We start from the raw sequence: 16257 nt of genomic DNA on the forward strand, positions 1-16257 counted from the left end.
AAATGCGACGAGGTGGCGCATTATAGGCGGCAATAGTGGCCAAGTGATGCGTGGTTTTTGTTTGCTGATTGCACAGATCATTGGGATCACGCGGCGGATTTACCGGTGGGATGGATGCGGGGTTTGGGCTAGCCTTGCTGGCCTGACGCTTAACATTGCGGGACTTCAATGAATCAACTGCAAGCCATGCGCGCCTTTCGTTGCATCGTCGAGTGTCGCGGGTTCAGCGCCGCTGCCGAGCGCCTCGACACCACCCACTCGACGATCTCCCGACAGTTGCAGCAGTTGGAAAGCGAACTGGGCACGCGGCTGATCAATCGCAACACTCGTGGGTTCAACCTGACCACGGCGGGGCAGCAGTATTACGCGGCGTGCGTGGACATTCTCGAACGCCTCGATCAAGCCGCGCTGGCTGTCGGTCAGGCCCATGAAAGCCCCAGCGGTGTGCTGCGCATCAGTGCACCGATGGTGATCGGTACGCTGGAACTGGCGAGCTGGCTGCCGGCATTCCAGCAGCGCTATCCCGAGATTGAGGTGGACCTGTCCTGCGATGACCGTTTCGTCGATCTGATCGCCGAGGGTTTCGATGTAGCCCTGCGCATCTGCGGGTCCCTGGCCGATTCATCCATGGTGGCGCGGTTGCTGACCGTCTCGGACATGTTGCTGGTGGCTTCGCCGGCTTACGTGGCGCGCAATGGTCTGGTGCGTCTGGTGCGCGAACTCGCCGAGCATCAGTTGCTGGCGTTTGCCGGTGGCAGCGACTGGACGCTGACCGATGCGCGCGGGCTCACCAGCAGCGTGCGCGCGCAGGGCCGCTTCAAGGCCGATTCGATCAGTGCGTTGCATGCTGCCGCGCTGGCCGGGGTCGGCATCGCCGCGTTCACCCGGGCCACGGTGCAGGAGGATCTGCTCAGTGGTCGGCTGGTGCAGATCCTGCCCAACTACAACCTGGGGCAGCGCCACTATTACGCGCTCTATCCGCATGCCCGGCATGTCGCGCTGAAGGTGCAGGTGTTCGTCGAATTCATGCTGGAGCATTACCGCAACACACCCGTCGCGCTGCGTTAAAACGCCACGAGACATCGACAGAGCTTGAGTGAAAAGCGTTCGAAGTGAACAATATGTAACTTCGCATTTCCATTTGAGACTCATTCATGACTGCCGCGTCCCGATTCCTGGCCTGGCTGGTGTTCCCTCTGTTGGCCCTGAGCAGTTCCAGCCTGCTGGCCGACACCGTGGAAGGCGCCCCGCAGGCGCTGCACCTGCTCGATTACATCAGCGCCGACTACCCGCCGACGGTCGAGGCGGGCAAGGTCGTCGACGACGGCGAATACCGCGAGCAACTGGAATTCACCCAAGTGCTGCAGGGGTTGATCGGCGGCCTGCCGGCCAAACCGGAGAAGGCGGCGCTGGAGCAGGGCGTCGAGGCTCTGCATGCGGCTATCACCGCGAAGCAGGACGGCGCTGAAGTCGCGCGTCAGGCCCGGCAACTGGGGGCGCAACTGGCGGTGGCGTATGAAGTCAGCCAAGCGCCGATCATTACTCCTGATCCGACCCGGGGCGCGCCGCTGTACGCCCAGAACTGCTCGGTGTGCCACGGCGCCAGCGGTGCCGGCGACGGCCCGGCGGGCCTCGGCATGACGCCGCCACCGGCCAATCTGCGCGATGCCGCACGCATCGATCACCTGAGCCTGTACGCGATCTACAGCACCCTCGGCCAAGGCGTCGAAGGCACGGACATGCCGGCGTTCGCCGATCAACTGGACGACCGTCAGCGTTGGGATCTGGCGACCTACATTGCCGGTTTCAGTGCCGACCCGGCCGCAGCCAAGTCCGACAAGACCTTCAACATCGCCGATCTGGCGCGCCAGACTCCGGCAGAAGTGCAGGCCGCCGAAGGCTCGCAAGCGGCGGCGACCTTCCGTGCTCAGCGCGCCCAGCCACCGCAGGTCAAGCGCGGCCCGGCGCAGTTGCTCGATTACACCGCCGCCACACTGGACAAGAGCCTGGCGGCGTATCGTGCCGGTGATCACGATCAGGCCTATGACCTGTCGGTGGCGGCGTATCTGGAAGGTTTTGAACTGGTCGAAAGCTCGCTGGATAACGTCGACGCCAACGTGCGCAAGGACACTGAAAAATCGCTGATGGCCTACCGTCAGTCGTTGCAGGACGGCTTGCCGGTGGCGCAGGCCGAACAGCGTCTGGACGCGGCCAAGGGCAAATTGAAAGAGTCCGCCGAACTGCTCGGCAGCGATGGCCTGAGCTGGTCGCTGAGCTTCATTTCCGGCCTGCTGATTCTGCTGCGTGAAGGCCTCGAAGCGATTCTGGTGCTGGCGGCGATCCTCGCGTTCCTGCGCAATACCGGCCAGCAGTCGGCAGTGCGCAGCGTCAACATCGGTTGGGGCCTGGCGCTGCTCGCCGGCCTCGGTACCTGGGCGCTGGCGGCGTATGTGATCGACGTCAGCGGTTCGCAGCGTGAACTGCTTGAGGGCGCGACGGCGCTGTTCGCCAGCGTCATGGTGCTGTGGCTCGGCGTGTGGATGCACGACCGGCGCCACGCGGCGGCCTGGCAGGATTACATCAAGCAGAGTCTGGTGGGCGGCGGCGGGCGCTTCGGCTTCGCGATCCTCGCGTTCTTCTCGGTGTACCGCGAGTTGTTCGAAGTGATCCTGTTCTACGAAACCCTGTGGCTGCAGGCCGGCCCCGCCGGGCACGACGCGGTGCTGGCCGGTGGTGCGACGGCGCTGGTGCTGCTGATCGGTCTGGCCTGGGTGATCCTGCGTGGCTCGGCGAAACTGCCGCTGACGTTGTTCTTCAGCATCAACGCCGGTCTGCTCTGTGCGCTGTCGGTGGTGTTTGCCGGGCATGGTGTGAAAGCGCTGCAGGAAGCCGGGATCTTTGGCACGCGGCCAGTGGCGTTCTTTGAATTCGACTGGCTGGGGATTCATGCCGATGCCTATTCGCTGACGGCGCAGGCGCTGGCGATTCTGGCGATTGTCGTGTTGTACGGGCGTAGCCGGATGGTCGAGAAGCGGCGGGTCGTCGCTTAAAAAGCATTCGCTGGCGCTCACATTCGCGGGCAAGCCACGCTCCCACAGGATTAGCGTTAACCTTGTGGGAGCGTGGCTTGCCCGCGATGCTTTTAAGAGAGGAAAAGAAGATGCGTGTATGGATCGATGCCGACGCCTGCCCCCGGGCCGCCAAGGATCTGGTGGTGAAGTTCGCCCTCAAGCGCCAGTTCGAAGTGGTGCTGGTGGCCGGGCAGCCGCAGACCAAACCGGGGCTGGCCATCGTCAAACTGATCGTGGTGCCCAGCGGCCCGGATGCGGCGGACGATTATCTGGTCGAGCACGCCGTGCCCGGAGAGCTGGTGATCTGCAGCGATATTCCGCTGGCCGATCGTCTGGTGAAGAAAGGCGTGGCGGCGCTGGATCCGCGCGGCAAGGAGTTCGACGCACAGAACATGGGCGAGCGCCTGGCGGTGCGCAACCTGTTCACCGACCTGCGCGAACAGGGCCAGATCAGCGGCGGCCCGGCACCGTTCGGCGAGCGCGAGAAGCAGGCGTTTGCCAATGCGCTGGACCGCATCCTCACGCGGCTGATCCGCAAACCCTGAGCCAAACACAAATCCCATGTGGGAGCGGGCTTGCTCGCGAAGGCGTCGTATCAGACAACATTGATTGGAATGACACACCGCTTTCGCGAGCAAGCCCGCTCCCACATTTCGCTCTGCATGCAGTCAGAGATCAAACATCGTTTTCGTGGGTCAGTTCGAGCACCCGGTCCACCAGTTTGTTGATCCCCGAAGCCGCTTCACTGATGTTCTGCGCCAGCATGTAAGCCGGGGTCGTCACCAGTTTGCGTGCCTTGTCTTCGATGATGTCGGTCACCGCGCAGTCTTCGTGGGTGGCGCCCATCTTGTTCATCGCGGTGGCGGTGTCGGTATCGTTGCCGATGGTGCAGGTCACGCCCGGGCCGTAGATCTTTGCCGCCAGTGCCGGCGAGATGCACATCAGGCCTACCGGTTTACCCGCTTCGGCGAACGCTTCGGCCAGTTCCAGCACTTGCGGCTGCACGCTGCAGCCGGCGCCTTCGACGGCGAAATTCGAGAGGTTCTTCGCCGCACCAAAACCGCCAGGCACGATCAGCGCGTCGAAGTCATCGACGTTGGCCTCGCGGATGTCCTTGATGTTGCCGCGGGCAATGCGCGCCGACTCGACCAGCACGTTGCGCGTCTCGGGCATTTCTTCACCGGTCAGGTGATTGATTACATGCAATTGCGCGATGTTCGGGGCGAAGCATTGCACCTGCGCGCCACGTTGATCCAGGCGCAGCAGGGTGATGACGCTCTCGTGGATCTCGGCGCCGTCGTACACGCCGCTGCCGGACAGGATCACTGCAACTTTTTTGCTCATGGGTTTCTCTCCAGGTTCATGGCGCTAAATGTCCACTAAATTGTCGCGCGTTGCCATAGGGGGAAAGGACGGCTACACCTAGGATCTGTCCATAGAATCCGAGCGGGGCGCGCCATGGACTTCATTCTGTATGCAGTGCCGTTTTTCTTCGTGCTGATGGCCGCCGAACTGCTTGCCGATCGCTGGCGCGGGACCAGCCACTATCGCCTCGCGGACTCGGTCAACAGCCTCAGCGCCGGGGTGTTGTCGACCACCACCGGCCTGCTGACCAAGGGGGTTGGGCTGCTGACGTATGCGTTTGCCCTGGATCATCTGGCGCTGATCAGGTTGTCGGCGGACAGCCTCTGGGTCTGGGCGTTGGCCTTCGTCTTCTATGACTTCTGCTATTACTGGCTGCACCGGTTGGGCCACGAGCGCAACATTCTCTGGGCCGCGCACTCGGTGCATCACCAGAGCGAGGAATACAACCTCTCCACGGCGTTGCGCCAGACCAGTACCGGGTTTCTGCTGGGCTGGATCTTCTATTTGCCGATGGCCGTGCTCGGCGTGCCGCTGCTGGTATTTGTCAGCGTCGCGGCGATGAATCTGCTGTATCAGTTCTGGGTGCACACCCGGCACATTCCCAAGCTCGGCGGGTTCGAGTGGTTCTTCGTTACGCCATCCAATCATCGGGCCCACCATGCACAGAACGCTCTCTACATGGATCGCAACTACGGCGGGGTGTTCATTCTTTGGGATCGGCTGTTCGGCACGTTCCAGGAAGAGGACGATAACGAGCCAGTGATATTCGGTGTGACCACGCCGCTGGCGAGCTGGAATCCGCTGTGGGCCAACGTGCAGTTTTATGCGCAGCTGTGGGACGACGCTCGTCGCGCCGAACGTCCGTGGGACAAGCTGCGAATCTGGTTCATGCGCACTGGCTGGCGTCCGGCGGATGTCGCGGCCAAGTACCCGCTGAACAAGCCGGACCTGAGCCGCTTCCGCAAATTCGAAGTGCCGCTCGACAGCCGCCGCCAGTGGTATGTGGTGTTGCAGTTCTGCGTCTATATCGCGCTGGGCAGTTACCTGATGGGGCAGGCGCAGCATCTGCCGATCGCCGCGTTGGTGCTGGGTTGGGGCGCGGTGGCGTGGGGTTTGTTTGTGCTGGGGGTGGCGCTGGAGAGTCGCCCATGGGCGTTGTCGGTCGAGCTGCTGCGGCTGGCGTCGAACCTGCCGCTGGTGTGGCTGGCGCCGCTGCTCGGGCTATGGCCGGCCAGCCCGTTGGCCTGGGCTGGTTTGCTCGGTTACAGCCTGCTCAGCGGCATCGGGCTGTATGGCTGTCGCCAGCGCGTTACTCGGCTGGCGTCTTAGGTTCGGCGGGTTTGGTTTGCTCCGCTTGAAGCAGGTGCGCCGCTTTTGCGGCTTGCTCGTCGGCGTAAACCTGCTTGGCCAGGCGCGCATTCTTGAAGCGGCGACGCAGCCACAGGCCGACACCCAGTACCAACAGCGCGCCGAGGACCCACAGTTCGTACTTCTTGATGCTGCCGAGCATGCCTTCGAGCACCGCGCCGAAGTGGTAGGCAGCGGCCGCGAGGGCGGTGGCCCAGATTGCCGCACCGATGCCGTTGAGCAGCAGATAACGTCCCGGCGGATACCCCGACAGGCCGATCGCCACCGGCATCACCGTGCGCAGGCCATAGACGAAGCGGAAGCTCAGGACCCAGATGTCCGGGTGCTTGCGGATGTGTTCCAGCGCGCGGTCGCCCATCATCTGCCAGCGCGGTTTGCGCGCCAGCAATTTGCGCCCGTGCTTGCGCCCCAGGAAGTACCACAGCTGATCGCCGGCATAACTGCCGAAGAACGCCACGACCACCACCAGGTTGATGTCCATGTATCCACGGAACGCGAGGAAGCCTGCGAGCACCAGGATGGTTTCGCCTTCGAAGAACGTGCCGAGGAACAAGGCAAAGTAGCCGAAGTCATGCAGAAATTGTTGGAGCATTGTCTGGGTGCTGGCGAAATGAACGCGCAGCCTAACCCTTCGGACACATTCAGGAAAGTGTCGAAATGTGTCTCGACGTGAACAATTCCTACGCTGACAATGGAATGCGGCTACATGTCACGGGGTGCGCACAACTGTAATCTGTTGGTCATAATGGCCGCTTATAACTGTCACGCTCGCCCGTTTGCGCGGGCTCAGGAGTCTGCCGTGAGCTTTACCCCTGCCAACCGTTTGTTCCCAGCCACGCGTTTGCGCCGCAACCGTCGTGATGATTTTTCGCGCCGGCTGGTACGGGAAAACGTGCTGACGGTCGATGACCTGATCCTGCCGGTGTTCGTGCTTGAGGGTGAAAACCGTCGCGAAGCCGTGGCCTCGATGCCCGGTGTCGAACGCCTGACCATCGATCTGCTGCTTGAAGAGGCGGCGCAATGGGTCGAACTGGGGATCCCGGCGCTGGCGCTGTTCCCGGTCACGCCAACCGAATTGAAATCCCTCGACGCTGCCGAAGCCTGGAACCCGCAGGGCATTGCCCAGCGCGCCACTCGCGCATTGCGTGAGCGTTTCCCGGAATTGGGCGTGATCACTGACGTCGCCCTTGATCCGTTCACCACCCACGGGCAGGACGGCATTCTCGATGAAGAAGGCTACGTGCAGAACGACATCACCGTCGACGCACTGGTCAAGCAGGCACTGTCCCACGCCGAAGCCGGCGCTCAGGTCGTGGCGCCGTCGGACATGATGGACGGTCGCATCCAGGCGATCCGCGAGGCGCTGGAGCTGGCCGGTCACGTCAACGTGCGGATCATGGCCTACTCGGCCAAGTACGCCAGCGCCTACTACGGGCCGTTCCGTGATGCCGTGGGTTCGGCAGCGAATCTGGGCAAGGCCAACAAGGCCTCCTATCAGATGGACCCGGCCAACAGCGACGAAGCGCTGCACGAAGTCGGTGCGGACTTGTCTGAAGGCGCGGACATGGTCATGGTCAAACCCGGCATGCCGTACCTGGACATTCTTTTCCGGGTAAAAGATGCCTTCAAGGTGCCGACCTTCGTCTATCAGGTTAGCGGCGAATACGCCATGCACATGGCGGCGATCCAGAATGGCTGGTTGAGCGAGGCGGTGATTGTCGAATCACTGACCGCCTTTAAACGTGCCGGCGCTGATGGCATCCTGACTTACTTTGCTGTCCGTGCCGCTCAATTGTTACGAGAGCAGAAATAGCCCTCCCAGGAACATTCGATGAATACCGAAGGACTCACTGAAACTGCAGTAAAAGAAGCTCAACCGGTGGTGGAGCAAATCACCGAAACCCCGCCGGAACTGGAGCCTGCGCCACCCGCGCCGGTCACCGAACCCGTCGCGGCGGCGCCAGTGATTGCGATCCCGGGGCTGGATGACAGCAGCCTGTACATCCACCGCGAGCTCTCGCAACTGCAGTTCAACATCCGCGTGCTGGAACAGGCGCTGGACGAGTCCTATCCGTTGCTGGAGCGGCTGAAGTTCCTGCTGATCTTCTCCAGCAACCTCGACGAATTCTTCGAGATCCGCGTCGCCGGCCTGAAGAAGCAGATCACCTTCGCCCGCGAACAGGCCGGTGCCGACGGTCTGCAACCGCATCAGGCGCTGGCGCGGATCAGCGAGCTGGTGCACGGTCACGTTGACCGCCAGTACGCGATCCTCAATGACATCCTGCTGCCGGAGCTGGAAAAGCATCAGGTGCGCTTCATCCGTCGCCGTCACTGGACGACCAAGATCAAGACCTGGGTGCGCCGCTACTTCCGCGATGAGATCGCACCGATCATCACCCCGATCGGCCTCGACCCGACGCACCCGTTCCCGTTGCTGGTGAACAAGAGCCTGAACTTCATCGTCGAACTGGAAGGCATCGACGCCTTCGGTCGCGATTCCGGTCTGGCGATCATCCCGGCACCGCGTCTGCTGCCACGGATCATCAAGGTTCCGGAAGAAGTCGGCGGCCCGGGCGACAACTATGTGTTCCTGTCGTCGATGATCCACGCCCACGCCGATGACCTGTTCCAGGGCATGAAGGTCAAGGGCTGCTACCAGTTCCGCCTGACCCGAAACGCCGACCTGGCGCTCGACTCCGAAGACGTCGAAGACCTGGCGCGCGCCCTGCGTGGCGAGCTGTTCTCGCGGCGCTACGGTGATGCGGTGCGTCTGGAAGTCGCCGACACCTGCCCGAAACACCTGTCGGACTACCTGCTCAAGCAGTTCAACCTGAGCGAGACCGAGCTGTATCAGGTCAACGGTCCGGTCAACCTGACCCGTCTGTTCAGCATCACCGGTCTGGACAGCCACCCGGAGCTGCAATACACGCCGTTCACCCCGCAGATTCCGAAACTGCTGCAGAACAGCGAGAACATTTTCAGCGTCGTCAGCAAACAGGACATCCTGCTGCTGCACCCGTTCGAGTCGTTCACCCCGGTGGTCGACCTGTTGCGTCAGGCAGCGAAAGACCCGCATGTATTGGCCGTGCGCCAGACCCTGTACCGCTCCGGCGCCAACTCGGAAATCGTCGATGCGCTGGTGGACGCCGCGCGTAACGGCAAGGAAGTGACCGCGGTCATCGAACTGCGCGCACGCTTCGACGAAGAGTCCAACCTGCAACTGGCCAGCCGTCTGCAAGCGGCCGGTGCGGTGGTGATTTACGGTGTGGTCGGCTTCAAGACCCACGCCAAGATGATGCTGATCCTGCGTCGCGAGGCCGGCGAGATCGTGCGTTACGCGCACCTCGGCACCGGTAACTACCACGCCGGCAACGCCCGTCTGTACACCGACTACAGCCTGCTGACCTCCGATGACGCGCTTTGCGAAGACGTCGGCAAACTGTTCAGCCAGTTGATCGGCATGGGTAAAACCCTGCGCATGAAGAAGCTGCTGCATGCGCCGTTCACCCTGAAGAAGGGCATGCTCGACATGATTGCCCGGGAGACCCAGTTCGCCCTCGATGGCAAACCGGCGCACATCATCGCCAAGTTCAACTCGCTGACCGATCCGAAGATCATCCGCGCGCTGTACAAGGCCAGCCAGTCCGGCGTGCGCATCGATCTGGTGGTGCGTGGCATGTGCTGCCTGCGTCCTGGCATCGCCGGGGTTTCGCACAACATCCATGTGCGCTCGATCATCGGTCGCTTCCTCGAGCACACCCGGGTGTTCTACTTCCTCAACGGTGGCGAGGAGCAGATGTTCCTCTCCAGCGCCGACTGGATGGAGCGCAACCTCGACAAGCGCGTCGAGACTTGCTTCCCGGTGGAAGGCAAGAAGCTGCTGACCCGCGTGAAGAAAGAGCTGGAGCTGTACCTGACCGACAACACCCACAGCTGGAGTCTGCAGTCGGATGGCCGTTACATCCGCAACACGCCAACCGGCAACCAGAACCCGCGCAGTGCGCAGGCGACGTTGCTGGAGCGGCTGGGCAGCCCGATTCTGCCGGTGAGCAGCTAAGCCGCAAGCGCAATAAAAAAGGCGATCCCTCGGGATCGCCTTTTTTGTACCTGCATGCATTCATTCGTGGTGAGGGGATTTATCCCCGATGGGCGCGAAGCGGCCCCGGTCTTTTTCGCCAAGAATGCTGGGACTGCTCCGCAGTCCATCGGGGATAAATCCCCTCACCACAGGGTGATCAGTGCACGGTGAGGACGATGCCAACCCGCGTCAGCCAGTCGGCTTCGAGACCAAAGTCGGCCTGAGTCAGCTGATTCTCATCCAGCCAGTTCTCCGGGAACTCCACGTCGAGGTTGTCGCCCTTGGCATGCAGCGTCACTTGCGGCATCGCCTGGGTGCCACGGATGTGGTGGAACAGGATCGCGAAGCGCAGCAGCACACAGAGGCGGATCAGCTTGTCGCCGTCGTCACCGAATTCGGCGAACTTGTCCTTGGGGATGTTGCGGCGATGGCCGCGCACCAGCAGCGCGAGCATTTGCTGGTCCTCGCGGGAGAACCCGGCCAGATCCGAGTGCTCGATCAGGTAGGCGCCGTGCTTGTGGTAGTGGTAGTGCGCGATGTCCAGGCCGACTTCGTGGACTTTCGCCGCCCAGCCCAGCAGTTCACGCCAGATGCCGTCGTCCAGTTCCCAGTCTTTGGCGACCTGATCGAAAGCGTGCAGGGCTTTGCGTTCTACCCGCGCGGCCTGTTCCAGGTCGACATGGTAACGCTCCATCAGCGAAGTCAGGGTGCGTTCGCGCACGTCTTCGTGGTGATGGCGGCCGAGCAAGTCGTAGAGCACGCCTTCACGCAGCGCGCCTTCGCAGTGATCCATACGTTGCAGTTCGAGGGCGTCGAAGATCGCTTCGAGAATTGCCAGACCTGCGGGGAAGATCGCCCGGCGGTCAGGCTTGATGCCTTCGAAGTCGATCTTGTCGACGTCACCCAGTTTGAACAGTCGGCGCTTGAGCCACGCCAGGCCTTCGGCATTCACTTCGCCGGTGCCATGCCCGCCGGCCTTCAGCGCCAGACCGATGGCGCGGATGGTGCCCGAGGAGCCGATGGCTTCATCCCAGGTCAGGCGATGCAGGGCGTGTTCGATGCTCATGATCTCCAGCCGCGCCGCGGTGTACGCCTGGGCGTAACGGGCCGGGGTGATCTTGCCGTCCTTGAAGTAACGCTGGGTGAAGCTGACGCAGCCCATTTGCAGGCTTTCGCGCAGCAGCGGTTCAAAACGCTGACCGATGATGAATTCGGTACTGCCGCCGCCGATGTCGGCCACCAGGCGCTTGCCCGGGGTGTCGGCGAGGGTGTGCGAAACGCCCAGATAAATCAGCCGCGCTTCTTCACGGCCGGAGATGACTTCCACCGGGTGGCCGAGGATTTCTTCGGCGCGGTGGATGAATTCCAGGCGATTGCGCGCTTCGCGCAGGGCGTTGGTGCCGACGATCCGCACGGCGCCCAGCGGCATGCCGTTGATCAGTTGGGCGAAACGCTTGAGGCAGTCGAGGCCACGCTGCATCGATTCTTCGTTGAGATGGCGCTCATCGTCGATACCGGCGGCGAGCTGCACTTTCTCTCCGAGGCGCTCCAGGATACGGATTTCACCGTTCTGGGCCTTGGCCACGACCATGTGGAAGCTGTTGGAGCCCAGGTCGATTGCGGCGATCAGGGACAGATTCTTGGCTTTGGATTGCGGCATGGTCTGGGGGTCTCGGTCGATAACCCCGCCATCGTGCCACGATCAAACGCTGGCGCCAACGCGCATGGCTCAAACCGTTGATCCAACACAGCTTCTGTGGCGAGGGAGCTTGCTCCCGCTGGGCTGCGAAGCGGCCCTGAAGCCATTCACCTTGATATTCAGGTAAATCGCGCTCGGCGGGTTTCACGACTGCTGCGCAGCCGAGCGGGAGCAAGCTCCCTCGCCACAGAGGATGTGCAGGATCAGTTGGCGGCTTCAACGGTACCAATGAAATTCGCCAGCTCTGCCGTCTGCGGATGGGCGAACAACACCTTCGGATCCCCCACCTCATGCACCTTGCCATGGTGCATGAACACCAGTTTGTCGCCGACCTCGCGGGCGAAGCGCATTTCGTGGGTGACCATGATCAGCGTCATGCCTTCCTTGGCCAGTTGGCGCACCACAGCGAGCACTTCGTTGACCAGTTCCGGGTCCAGCGCCGAGGTGATTTCGTCGCACAGCAACACTTTCGGCGACATCGCCAGTGCCCGCGCAATCGCCACGCGCTGTTGCTGACCACCAGACAAGCGATCCGGGAAGGCGTCGAATTTCTCTCCAAGGCCCACGCGTTCGAGCATTTTGCGCGCCAGCTCCGCAGCCTTGGCCTTTGGCACTTTCTGCACCACCTGCGGCGCGAGCATCACGTTTTCGCCGACGGTCAGGTGCGGGAACAGGTTGAACTGCTGAAACACCATGCCGACTTTCTGTCGCAGACTGCGCAGGTCGGCGCGGGCGGCGTCGAGGTATTCGCCGTCGACTTCGATCACCCCGTCGTTGATCGACTCCAGGCCATTGAGGGTGCGCAGCAGGGTGGATTTGCCCGAGCCGCTGCGGCCGATGATTGCCACCACCTGGCCTTCCTCGACACTCAGGTCGATGCCTTTGAGCACGTGGTGATCGCCGTAGTATTTATGCAGGGCGGAAATTCTAAGCAGAGGCATGCAGTCTCCTTTCCAGGTAGCGCGCACTGAGCGACAAGGGGTAGCAGAGCAGGAAGTAGCCGAGGGCGACGAGGCCATAGACCATGAACGGTTCGAAGGTGGCGTTGGCGAGCATGCCGCCGGTCTTGGTCAGCTCGGTGAAACCGATGATCGAGGTCACCGCAGTGCCTTTGACCACTTGCACCGAGAAGCCCACGGTCGGCGCCACGGCGATGCGCAGCGCCTGCGGCAGGATCACGTAGCACAACTGCTCCAGTGGATTCAGCGCCAGGCTCGACGAGGCTTCCCACTGACCATTGGGAATCGCTTCGACGCACCCGCGCCAGATCTCCGCCAGGTACGCACTGGTAAACAGCGTCAAGGCAATCGCCGCGGCCATCCACGGCGAGATTTCGATCCCGGCCAGCGCCACGCCGAAGAACACCAGAAACAGTTGCATCAGCAACGGTGTGCCCTGGAACAGCTCGATCCAGGTGCGGGCAATGTTGCTCGGCAAGCGGTTTTTCGAAATGCGCATCACCAGAATCAGCAGCCCGACGAGGCCGCCACCGATGAACGCTACCAGCGACAGCGCCAGCGTCCATTGCAGGCCGGTGAGCAGGTTGCGCAGGATGTCCCAGAAGGTGAAGTCGCTCATCGGCTGCTCCTCGCGATATAGCGGCGGCCGACCCAGTTCAGCAGTTGGCGGATCAGCAGCGCCATGCACAGGTAGATCAGCGTGGTCAGCGCATAGGTTTCAAAGGCGCGGAAATTGCGCGACTGAATGAAGTTGGCGGCGAAGCTCAGCTCCTCGGTGGCGATTTGCGAACACACCGCCGAGCCGAGCATGACGATGATGATCTGGCTGCTCAGGGCCGGCCAGACCTTGCCCAGCGCCGGCAGCAGGATCACATGACGGAACGCCTCGAAACGGCTCATTGCCAGTGCCGCAGCGGCCTCCAGTTGTCCGCGCGGCATCGCCTGGATGCCGGCGCGGATGATCTCGGTCGAATACGCACCGAGGTTGATCACCATCGCCAGCACCGCCGCCTGCCACTCGGAAATCTGCACCCCGAGCGAGGGCAGGCCGAAGAAGATGAAGAACAGTTGCACCAGGAATGGCGTGTTGCGGATCAACTCGACGTAGACGCCGAAGATTGCCGAGAACGGGCGGATGTTCCACGCTCGCACCAGCGCGCCGACAATGCCCACGCCGACCCCGAACAGCGCGCCAATCGCCGTCAGTTCCAGGGTGAAGAGTGCGCCGCGCAGCAACAGATCGGTGTTTTGCAGCACCGGCATGAAATCGAACTGATATGCCATCAATTGTCTCCCGCGTGATCGATCAGAGATCGGCCGGCAGCGGCTCTTTGAGCCAGGTCTGCGAGTTTTTCTCCAGCGCGCCGTCAGCCTTGGCGGTGGCGAGGATCTCGTTGACCTTGCCCAGCAGCGCTGGCTCGTTCTTGTTCACGCCAACGTAGACCGGCGAATCCTTGAGCTTCACTTTCAGCGCCGGTACGCGTTTCGGGTTCTTCTCGCTGATGGCGACCATCACCACGTTGCCGCTGGCGATCAGGTCGACTTGCCCGGCGAGGTAGGCGGCGATGGTCGAGTTGTTATCTTCGAAACGCTTGATGGTCACGCCTTCGGGGGCGACCTTGGTCAGCTCAATGTCTTCGATAGCGCCACGAGTGACGCTGATGGTCTTGCCTTTGAGGTCGTCGAGGCTGCTGATTGCCGCGTCCGGCGGGCCGAACACGGCGAGGTAGAACGGCGCGTAGGCGTTGGAGAAGTCGATGACTTTCTCGCGCTCCGGGTTCTTGCCCAGGCTGGAGATCACCAGGTCGACCTTGCCGGTGGTCAGGAACGGGATGCGGTTGGTGCTGTTGACCGGGGTCAGTTCAAGTTTGACTTTGAGTTGGTCGGCCAGCAGCTTTGCCGTGTCGATGTCCAGGCCACGGGGTTTCATGTCCGGGCCGACCGAGCCGAACGGCGGGAAGTCCTGGGGCACCGCGACTTTCAGCGTGCCGCGTTTGACCACGTCGTCCAGACCGTCGGCGTGGGCGGGGGCCTGGCTCAGCAGCAGGCTGGCAAACAGGGCGGTGAGGAGGGCGCTGTAACGCAGGCTCATGGCAAATCTCCGGATCGGCGGGAAGTGTTTTCTGCGATCGGACAGAGCACGCGCCGTGCCAATACCCGGATTTATCCCCGGCAGGCCGCGGGTTTGCCGGGTTTGTTCGGTCTTACTGGTCTGAACAGTCAAGTGGTTTTTCGCACCTCGATAGCGCATCGACAGCGGACGCCGAACCCCGCTGGGGCACGACTTGCCGGATCCGGCGAATAGCTTTACAACTAGCCGCACCTTGGCCTGGCTCGTCTGAAAAACCATGAACTCGATTTCCCGTGCGGTACCCGAAGTGGCGCTGCAAGCGATCCGCAAACTGATCACCGAACAGGGTTTCGGCGCGGGCGATGCGTTGCCGTCGCAACGGGACTTGGCGGTGCAACTGGGGGTCAGCCGCGCGTCGTTGCGTGAGGCGCTGTCGTCGCTCAGTGCGCTGGGCGTGATCAGCATCCAGCCGGGCAAAGGCGTGTTCGTGCAGGCGCCGGTGGAACTTGGGCACGGTGAAAATGCCCCGGGCTGGCCGTTCGCGGCGCAGGCTTCGCCGCTGGATATCTTTCAGTTGCGCTATGCACTGGAGGGTTTTGCCGCCGGGTTGGCGGCGGTGACCTTGAGCACGTTCGATCTGGATGCGCTGGAGGACAACGTTGCGGCGATGCGCGAGCAATTGAAGGCTGGGGACTTCGAGGCCGCGGCGAAACTCGACTTCGAATTCCACCGGCGCATTCTGCTGGCCAGCGGCAATCAGGCGATGCTGAGCATCCTCACCGCCAGCGCCGAAATCTTCCTCGAGAGTCAGAAACTACCGTTCATCCGCGCCGAACGGGCGATGGAAACCTGGCAGGAGCACCGCAAGATCCTTCGTGCCCTGGCCCGCCGGGCGTCTGCCGCCGCCCAGAAAGCCATGCAGGAGCACGTGCGCAACGCGGCACTGCGCACCGGGATCGCCTTCATCGCCCCCGCCACCGCGTGACTTGAGCTATACCCAGACTCATGGGCCGCCATAGCAAGACTCAATCATCTGCGGCTTCCTGAACAAGGGAAGGGCGGATATGATGGGCCACGTTTTTTTGCTTACAACCTGGAGAATTCCATGAGCAGCGATCTTATCAAACACGTTAGCGACGCCAGCTTCGAAGCCGACGTACTCAAGGCCGAAGGCGCTGTACTGGTCGACTACTGGGCTGAATGGTGCGGCCCTTGCAAAATGATCGCTCCGGTTCTGGACGAGATTGCCGAGACTTACAAAGGCAAGCTGACCGTCGCCAAACTGAACATCGACGAAAACCAGGAAACCCCGGCCAAGCACGGCGTGCGTGGTATCCCGACGCTGATGCTGTTCAAGAACGGTGAAGTGGCAGCGACCAAGGTCGGCGCTCTGTCGAAGTCGCAACTGGCTGCTTTCCTCGACGCCAACATCTAAGCGTCGCTGCAAAGTGCCCTGAAAAAGCCCCGCAAATTGCGGGGCTTTTTGCGTATTCAGGGCTAGACGCTCCGAAATTCAGGTGGTACATTCGGCCCCGCACTGGTTTCTCCACTGCCCCCTGCTAGCCGTCGCCGACGCACTCCTTTTCGAACAAGTTCGCGATCCTGTCGCCTTCTCCGCGGCGCGGCCTCATTAAGCCAAAAGCTTA

General features: G+C 62.1%; 15 protein-coding genes. 8 read left to right on the top strand and 7 right to left on the bottom strand.

Annotation, left to right across the window (positions count from 1 at the left end; translation table 11 throughout):
- The first annotated feature begins 168 nt into the window (after positions 1–168).
- From JFU48_RS08305 to JFU48_RS08315, 3 genes are all read left to right on the top strand, one after another.
- Positions 169–1068 (top strand): LysR family transcriptional regulator, encoded by a 900-nt coding sequence (locus JFU48_RS08305; protein WP_201136273.1) that lies wholly within the window; start codon positions 169–171, stop codon positions 1066–1068.
- 86 nt (positions 1069–1154) lie between these two features.
- Positions 1155–3050 (top strand): FTR1 family protein, encoded by a 1896-nt coding sequence (locus tag JFU48_RS08310; protein WP_201136274.1) that lies wholly within the window; start codon positions 1155–1157, stop codon positions 3048–3050.
- A gap of 110 nt (positions 3051–3160) precedes the next feature.
- Positions 3161–3616 carry a YaiI/YqxD family protein gene (locus tag JFU48_RS08315; RefSeq protein ID WP_103483661.1) on the top strand — a complete coding sequence of 152 codons (456 nt, stop codon included), beginning with the start codon at positions 3161–3163 and terminating at the stop codon, positions 3614–3616.
- A gap of 130 nt (positions 3617–3746) precedes the next feature.
- On the opposite strand, the gene elbB is transcribed toward JFU48_RS08315, so the two are convergent.
- On the bottom strand, positions 3747–4415 hold the full coding sequence (elbB, locus tag JFU48_RS08320) for an isoprenoid biosynthesis glyoxalase ElbB (RefSeq protein WP_201136275.1): 669 nt from the start codon (positions 4413–4415) through the stop codon (positions 3747–3749).
- A gap of 114 nt (positions 4416–4529) precedes the next feature.
- Here elbB and JFU48_RS08325 point away from each other — a divergent pair, with 114 nt between their 5' ends.
- On the top strand, positions 4530–5765 hold the full coding sequence (locus JFU48_RS08325; protein WP_201136276.1) for a sterol desaturase family protein: 1236 nt from the start codon (positions 4530–4532) through the stop codon (positions 5763–5765).
- On the opposite strand, the gene JFU48_RS08330 is transcribed toward JFU48_RS08325, so the two are convergent.
- Positions 5746–6396 carry a DedA family protein gene (locus tag JFU48_RS08330; protein ID WP_003229351.1) on the bottom strand — a complete coding sequence of 217 codons (651 nt, stop codon included), beginning with the start codon at positions 6394–6396 and terminating at the stop codon, positions 5746–5748. The genes JFU48_RS08325 and JFU48_RS08330 overlap by 20 nt on opposite strands.
- 207 nt (positions 6397–6603) lie before the next feature.
- Between JFU48_RS08330 and hemB the strand changes: the two genes are divergently transcribed.
- Together hemB and ppk1 are read left to right on the top strand one after the other, a co-directional pair.
- Positions 6604–7617, top strand: a complete 1014-nt coding sequence (hemB, locus tag JFU48_RS08335; RefSeq protein ID WP_201136277.1) for a porphobilinogen synthase — start codon at positions 6604–6606, stop codon at positions 7615–7617.
- 18 nt (positions 7618–7635) lie between these two features.
- A complete protein-coding gene (gene ppk1, locus JFU48_RS08340) occupies positions 7636–9861 on the top strand; it encodes a polyphosphate kinase 1 (protein ID WP_003229347.1) in 2226 nt (741 codons plus the stop codon).
- A gap of 178 nt (positions 9862–10039) precedes the next feature.
- Here the strand turns inward: ppk1 and ppx are convergent, their stop codons facing one another.
- The 5 genes from ppx to JFU48_RS08365 all read right to left on the bottom strand — a co-directional run bounded on the left by ppx (position 10040) and on the right by JFU48_RS08365 (position 14632).
- Positions 10040–11542 (bottom strand): exopolyphosphatase, encoded by a 1503-nt coding sequence (gene ppx / locus JFU48_RS08345; protein ID WP_003229345.1) that lies wholly within the window; start codon positions 11540–11542, stop codon positions 10040–10042.
- A 242-nt stretch (positions 11543–11784) separates the two neighbouring features.
- Positions 11785–12522, bottom strand: a complete 738-nt coding sequence (locus JFU48_RS08350; protein WP_007968440.1) for an amino acid ABC transporter ATP-binding protein — start codon at positions 12520–12522, stop codon at positions 11785–11787.
- On the bottom strand, positions 12509–13159 hold the full coding sequence (locus JFU48_RS08355; RefSeq protein ID WP_201136278.1) for an amino acid ABC transporter permease: 651 nt from the start codon (positions 13157–13159) through the stop codon (positions 12509–12511). Before JFU48_RS08355 ends, JFU48_RS08350 begins: the two co-directional genes overlap by 14 nt.
- Complete coding sequence (locus JFU48_RS08360) at positions 13156–13824, bottom strand: amino acid ABC transporter permease (protein ID WP_201136279.1); 669 nt, start codon at positions 13822–13824, stop codon at positions 13156–13158. Before JFU48_RS08360 ends, JFU48_RS08355 begins: the two co-directional genes overlap by 4 nt.
- Positions 13825–13846: 22 nt before the next feature.
- A complete protein-coding gene (locus JFU48_RS08365) occupies positions 13847–14632 on the bottom strand; it encodes a transporter substrate-binding domain-containing protein (RefSeq protein ID WP_201136280.1) in 786 nt (261 codons plus the stop codon).
- Between the two features lie 256 nt (positions 14633–14888).
- Between JFU48_RS08365 and JFU48_RS08370 the strand changes: the two genes are divergently transcribed.
- Together JFU48_RS08370 and trxA are read left to right on the top strand one after the other, a co-directional pair.
- Positions 14889–15596: a FadR/GntR family transcriptional regulator gene (locus tag JFU48_RS08370; protein WP_045122669.1), complete on the top strand. Its 708-nt coding sequence runs from the start codon at positions 14889–14891 to the stop codon at positions 15594–15596.
- A 120-nt stretch (positions 15597–15716) separates the two neighbouring features.
- Positions 15717–16046, top strand: a complete 330-nt coding sequence (gene trxA / locus JFU48_RS08375) for a thioredoxin TrxA (RefSeq protein WP_201136281.1) — start codon at positions 15717–15719, stop codon at positions 16044–16046.
- The last annotated feature ends 211 nt before the right edge of the window (positions 16047–16257 follow it).

This window comes from Pseudomonas sp. TH49, from assembly GCF_016650625.1.
Lineage (GTDB): Bacteria > Pseudomonadota > Gammaproteobacteria > Pseudomonadales > Pseudomonadaceae > Aquipseudomonas > Aquipseudomonas fluorescens_H.

Excerpts from the sequence above, each read along its gene's own strand:
- JFU48_RS08305 (WP_201136273.1), top strand. The coding sequence starts at position 169 with ATGAATCAACTGCAAGCCATGCGCGCCTTTCGTTGCATCGTCGAGTGT.
- JFU48_RS08310 (WP_201136274.1), top strand. The coding sequence starts at position 1,155 with ATGACTGCCGCGTCCCGATTCCTGGCCTGGCTGGTGTTCCCTCTGTTG.
- JFU48_RS08315 (WP_103483661.1), top strand. The coding sequence starts at position 3,161 with ATGCGTGTATGGATCGATGCCGACGCCTGCCCCCGGGCCGCCAAGGAT.
- elbB (WP_201136275.1), bottom strand. The coding sequence starts at position 4,415 with ATGAGCAAAAAAGTTGCAGTGATCCTGTCCGGCAGCGGCGTGTACGAC.
- JFU48_RS08325 (WP_201136276.1), top strand. The coding sequence starts at position 4,530 with ATGGACTTCATTCTGTATGCAGTGCCGTTTTTCTTCGTGCTGATGGCC.
- JFU48_RS08330 (WP_003229351.1), bottom strand. The coding sequence starts at position 6,396 with ATGCTCCAACAATTTCTGCATGACTTCGGCTACTTTGCCTTGTTCCTC.
- ppk1 (WP_003229347.1), top strand. The coding sequence starts at position 7,636 with ATGAATACCGAAGGACTCACTGAAACTGCAGTAAAAGAAGCTCAACCG.
- ppx (WP_003229345.1), bottom strand. The coding sequence starts at position 11,542 with ATGCCGCAATCCAAAGCCAAGAATCTGTCCCTGATCGCCGCAATCGAC.
- JFU48_RS08350 (WP_007968440.1), bottom strand. The coding sequence starts at position 12,522 with ATGCCTCTGCTTAGAATTTCCGCCCTGCATAAATACTACGGCGATCAC.
- JFU48_RS08355 (WP_201136278.1), bottom strand. The coding sequence starts at position 13,159 with ATGAGCGACTTCACCTTCTGGGACATCCTGCGCAACCTGCTCACCGGC.
- JFU48_RS08360 (WP_201136279.1), bottom strand. The coding sequence starts at position 13,824 with ATGGCATATCAGTTCGATTTCATGCCGGTGCTGCAAAACACCGATCTG.
- JFU48_RS08365 (WP_201136280.1), bottom strand. The coding sequence starts at position 14,632 with ATGAGCCTGCGTTACAGCGCCCTCCTCACCGCCCTGTTTGCCAGCCTG.
- JFU48_RS08370 (WP_045122669.1), top strand. The coding sequence starts at position 14,889 with ATGAACTCGATTTCCCGTGCGGTACCCGAAGTGGCGCTGCAAGCGATC.
- trxA (WP_201136281.1), top strand. The coding sequence starts at position 15,717 with ATGAGCAGCGATCTTATCAAACACGTTAGCGACGCCAGCTTCGAAGCC.